At 39.0% G+C, this 4,502-nt stretch carries 5 protein-coding genes and 3 pseudogenes; 6 read left to right on the top strand and 2 right to left on the bottom strand.

Annotation, left to right across the window (positions count from 1 at the left end):
• The 3 genes and pseudogenes from B3Q46_RS14385 to B3Q46_RS14395 form a co-directional block, all read left to right on the top strand.
• Positions 1 to 618: multicopper oxidase domain-containing protein (locus B3Q46_RS14385; protein WP_286716378.1), on the top strand; the 618-nt coding region annotated here is incomplete at its 5' end.
• On the top strand, positions 605 to 1,525 hold the full coding sequence (locus tag B3Q46_RS14390; protein WP_034680606.1) for a copper resistance protein B: 921 nt from the start codon (positions 605 to 607) through the stop codon (positions 1,523 to 1,525). The genes B3Q46_RS14385 and B3Q46_RS14390, both read left to right, overlap by 14 nt.
• Before the next feature lie 23 nt (positions 1,526 to 1,548).
• A pseudogene (locus tag B3Q46_RS14395) lies at positions 1,549 to 1,746 on the top strand (hypothetical protein); the annotation flags it as partial.
• Positions 1,747 to 1,762: 16 nt separating this feature from the next.
• On the opposite strand, the pseudogene B3Q46_RS14400 reads toward B3Q46_RS14395, so the two are convergent.
• Positions 1,763 to 1,955, bottom strand: a pseudogene (locus tag B3Q46_RS14400) (DDE-type integrase/transposase/recombinase); the annotation flags it as partial.
• Between the two features lie 6 nt (positions 1,956 to 1,961).
• On the opposite strand from B3Q46_RS14400, the gene arsH reads away from it, so the two are divergent.
• Entirely contained in the window at positions 1,962 to 2,456 is a 495-nt protein-coding gene (gene arsH / locus B3Q46_RS14405; RefSeq protein ID WP_010117055.1) for an arsenical resistance protein ArsH, read from the top strand.
• 243 nt (positions 2,457 to 2,699) lie between these two features.
• Positions 2,700 to 3,404: an IS6-like element IS1007 family transposase gene (locus B3Q46_RS14410; protein ID WP_001067793.1), complete on the top strand. Its 705-nt coding sequence runs from the start codon at positions 2,700 to 2,702 to the stop codon at positions 3,402 to 3,404.
• Between the two features lie 134 nt (positions 3,405 to 3,538).
• Here B3Q46_RS14410 and B3Q46_RS14415 read toward each other — a convergent pair whose 3' ends face one another.
• Positions 3,539 to 3,868, bottom strand: coding sequence for a four-helix bundle copper-binding protein (locus B3Q46_RS14415; RefSeq protein ID WP_026055492.1), 330 nt, complete (start codon positions 3,866 to 3,868; stop codon positions 3,539 to 3,541).
• Positions 3,869 to 4,084: 216 nt separating this feature from the next.
• Between B3Q46_RS14415 and B3Q46_RS14420 the strand changes: the two are divergent.
• Positions 4,085 to 4,502 (top strand): annotated as a pseudogene (locus B3Q46_RS14420) (IS6-like element IS1008 family transposase); the annotation flags it as partial.

A 4,502-nucleotide genomic window follows, 5' to 3' on the forward strand; every position in this document is an offset into this window, starting at 1 on the left:
ATGTCTTCTATGAAAGGTATGAATCATGATATGCCGATGAATAGCGCTACTGTTAAGGCGGCTTCAGACAAGAATGATAATACCGTATTTGGATGGGCAAATGCTTCAACACCTGAAGGTAATAAAGCATTGCAATATAGTGATTTGCAATCGTTAGATCCTCAAAAAGACACTCGTGCAGCTGAACGTGAAATAGAGATCCGTCTTGGTGGAAACATGGAGCGTTATATTTGGACAATAAATGGTAAAAAATTTAATGAAGCCGACCCACTAGTGGTGAAGTATGGTGAACGTATTCGCTTAAAATTTGTCAATGACAGTATGATGGCTCACCCAATGCACTTACATGGCATGTTTATGCAGCTTGAGAATGGTCAGGATCCAAGCAATATGCCAAACAAACATACGGTAATTGTTCCACCTGGGAAAACGATAACCACTCTACTCACAGCTGATGAGTTAGGTGAGTGGGCTATTCATTGTCACCTGCTTTACCATATGAGTGCAGGAATGATGAATAAACTCATTGTAGCTCAAGTGGAAGATGGTAATTCTACAAAGACTGTTCCTCAGTCCCAAGTAAATGAGAAGGGAGTAAATCCACATGCAAATCACTAAGAATTTCTTCTCAAAAACAGTCTTATCAATTGCATTAATAAGTATATCAAACTTAACTTTTGCTAATAGCAGCACTTCGGAACAAGAAAGTAATATTACAAATGGTATGAGAGTCTTATTACAGGAGTCTGGTGGCTTAAGATATAGCCCCCAAGAATTGTATCCAGAATATTATTCAATGGAAAATGCAAATGGGGGAGATAATATTATTTTGACTGCAAGAAAGAGATCAGACGGATCTCACGATGATCATCTTAAAGAACATGGCGGACAAATTTATCAAGTAACAAGACTTGAAAATGCATGGATGGTTGATGAAGACGGTAAGGGCAACCTAGGAACAAAGTTTGAAACTTTAATTGGAACAGATGAAAATCGTCTATTTATTGAAGCCAATTCGGAAAAGTCAGAAAGTAATGATCCAAAATATGCTGTATCAGCACTTTATAGCCGTAACGTAGCCCCATTTTGGGATGTACAAGCTGGGGTAAGATATAGTGAAAATAAAAATAATAGCAGCAGCGATCGAGTGGATGGGGTTATTGGTATATTAGGTCTAGCTCCTTATTTCTTTGAAACACAAGCATATCTTTATGGCGGTGAGAATAATTTTTGGGGAGCAAGTTTTGAATTAGAACGTGATTTGCTTTTAACTCAGAAACTTATTACTCAACCTTATATCGAAGCAGATGTAATATTTAGCGATGATTCTAACTATGCTGCAAAATCAGGTTTATCAGAACTAAAAACTGGTATCAAAACCCGATATGAGATTACTAAGCGAATTAAACCTTTCATTGATGTTGCTTACCAATATGAAAAAGGACAGAAAGCCACTTCTATGCAAGAGGCAACAGAGTCTGAAAAGGGATGGAAATATGGTGCAGGCATCGAATTAGTTTTTTAAAATAGTATGATTTGGATTCATGAATGGTAGCTTCGGCTACTATTCATGAATTATTACTATTTATTTTCGAATCTGTAAAACTAAAAAAGCTTAATTTTTGGTCTATTTTTATGCAGTGGTTAAAAACATGCTTATCGCTGTTTTTATCGTTTGCTATTCTTTTAGTAGGATCGGCTGCTACTACTTCGTCTGTACATCATCGGTGTTTAATGCCATCTGAATAGATGCATGTGGCATAGCCGTCTTCATCGATTTGAATCCTAAAGTGGCCCTAATGATCCGCTTTAGCTTGCCATGATTACATTCGATCACGTTATTTTTATACTTAACCTGCCTGTGCTCAAGATCTGGTGGACATTTTCTTTCCCATTTTAACCGTGACAAAGCACCTCCATATGTGTGCTTTATCTGTATCTATCACTTGTGGGGCCTTCCTTTGCCAGAAGATGCGGATACTGAGCATCCAAAAGTAAAAGAACTGCATGAGCTTCTTGCATGGTCTGAAGGTATGGTCTGGTGTTCACCTGAACGTCATGGTTCTATGAGTTCCATTTTTAAATCACAAATAGACTGGATTCCACTTGCAGGAGGAGCAATCCGTGCTACCCAAGGTAAAACCCTTGCCTTGATGCAAGTCAGTGGTGGATCACAGTCATTTAACAGCCTGAACCAGATGCGTATTTTGGGGCGGTGGATGCGGATGATCACCATTCCAAATCAGTCTTCAATTCCGAAAGCTTTCTTGGAATTTGAAGAAGATGGACGAATGAAGCCTTCAGCTTTCTATGACCGGATTGTGGATGTCATGGAAGAGTTATTTAAGTTCACTCTACTGACTCGTGGTCAAAGCAAATACCTGACTGATCGTTATTCTGAACGCAAGGAATCGGCTGAAGAGTTGTCCAAGCGTGTAAATCAGCGCAGTTTATAAATGCTGGATGGTATTAAATACTGCGCCTCATTGCCAGGTCAGTAACACTTTTATGCTGTACCGATGAAGTGCTGTTAAAGGTACAATGAATATTGTAAAAACCCAGTCTTCATGATTGGGTTTTTACATTAAAGAAGTCAGAGATAAATAAGGAAAAGGTGAAGGCTTTGAACCAGAAACGGCACTGTTGCAAATAGGCTGACATGATAAGCTAAATATCTTATTTATTTCGAGATACAGCAGATGAATCCCTTCCACGGTCGGCACTTTCAAGGTGAAATCATTCTTTGGGCTGTTCGTTGGTATTGTAAATATGGCATCAGCTATCGTGAACTTCAGGAAATGCTCGCTGAACGTGGAGTGAATGTTGATCACACCACAATTTATCGCTGGGTTCAGCGTTATGCTCCAGAAATGGAAAAACGTTTACGTTGGTATTGGCGTAATCCTACAGATCGACATTTATGGCATCTGGATGAAACTTACGTAAAAGTGAATGGCAAATGGGCATATCTATACCGTGCAGTTGACCAACGTGGCCATACTCTTGATTTCTATCTTTCTGCTAGACGAAATACCCATTCAGCTTATTGTTTTCTTGGTAAAATTTTGAATCATGTCAAAAAATGGCAGATTCCACGAGTCATAAACACTGATAAGGCTCATACCTATGGCCGTGCTTTGTCGCGACTAAAACAGGAAGGAAAGTGTCCTGAAGACCTGGACCATCGACAGATTAAATACAAGAATAACGTGATTGAATGTGATCATGGCAAGCTCAAACGGATCATCAAGGCTACGTTGGGATTCAAGTCTATGAAAACGGCTTATGCCACAATTAAAGGAATTGAGGTTATGCGTGCTCTACGCAAAGGACAAGCTTCATTATTTTATAACGGTAATATTCTAGGAGAAGTTTGGCTAGTAAATAGAGTTTTCGGTCTCTAAGCTTTTTTGAAGGGAAAATCATCGACTCAGATCCCTATTTGCAACAGTGCCGTTGTTAGTGGTTTGACCCACTAACAACTAACACGTTGGCTATTCATTGAGTAAATCCTAAACTCAACTAATTCTTTTATTTATCAGACAACCATTTTTCGACATTCGACGGCACATTCACGGCAAGCATCAGCACATTGCTGGCAGTGTTGATGCTCATGTTGGCTACATTCATCTGCACAGTATTCACAAGCCTTGGCACAAAGCTCACAAATTTCTTTCATAAAAGGAGATTCATTTTGCTGCATACGAGCACAGAGCTGACAAATATCTGCACAATCTAGACAACGCTGAATACATTCTCGCATCATCTCCAGATTTTCTTCTTTTAGACAGGCATTTGCACAACTGGCACAGGTAAGGTAACAGCTCATACATGCCTTTGCGCAATCTGAAAATTGGATATCGTTCATCATACTTACCTAAAGTCACTTGATTTAGGAATAAGCTAATCAAAAAAAAAGATATACACTAGGACGATTAGGTAAGGGAAAGTAAAATAGTCATAGATTTTGTTAAATGGTTTTAGATGCTGGCTTTGAGTGATTTAGCTGCTCATGTATTCAGGCACTGTTGCAAATAGGCTGACATGATAAGCTAAATATCTTATTTATTTCGAGATACAGCAGATGAATCCCTTCCATGGTCGGCACTTTCAAGGTGAAATCATTCTTTGGGCTGTTCGTTGGTATTGTAAATATGGCATCAGCTATCGTGAACTTCAAGAAATGCTCACTGAACGGGGTGTGAATGTTGACCACACCACAATTTATCGTTGGGTTCAGCGTTATGCTCCAGAAATGGAAAAACGCTTACGCTGGTATTGGCGTAATCCTACAGATTTACATTCATGGCATATGGATGAGACTTATATCAAAGTGAAGGGGCGATGGACTTACCTGTATCGTGCAGTTGATCAACGTGGTCATACGATTGACTTTTACCTTTCCGCTAGACGGAACAGTAAATCAGCCTATTGTTTTTTAGGAAAAATCTTCAATACGGTGAAAAAATGGAAAATTCCACGGGTCATCAATACAGATAAAG

The sequence above is a fragment of the Acinetobacter sp. UBA2581 genome, from assembly GCF_002339435.1.
Lineage (GTDB): Bacteria > Pseudomonadota > Gammaproteobacteria > Pseudomonadales > Moraxellaceae > Acinetobacter > Acinetobacter variabilis.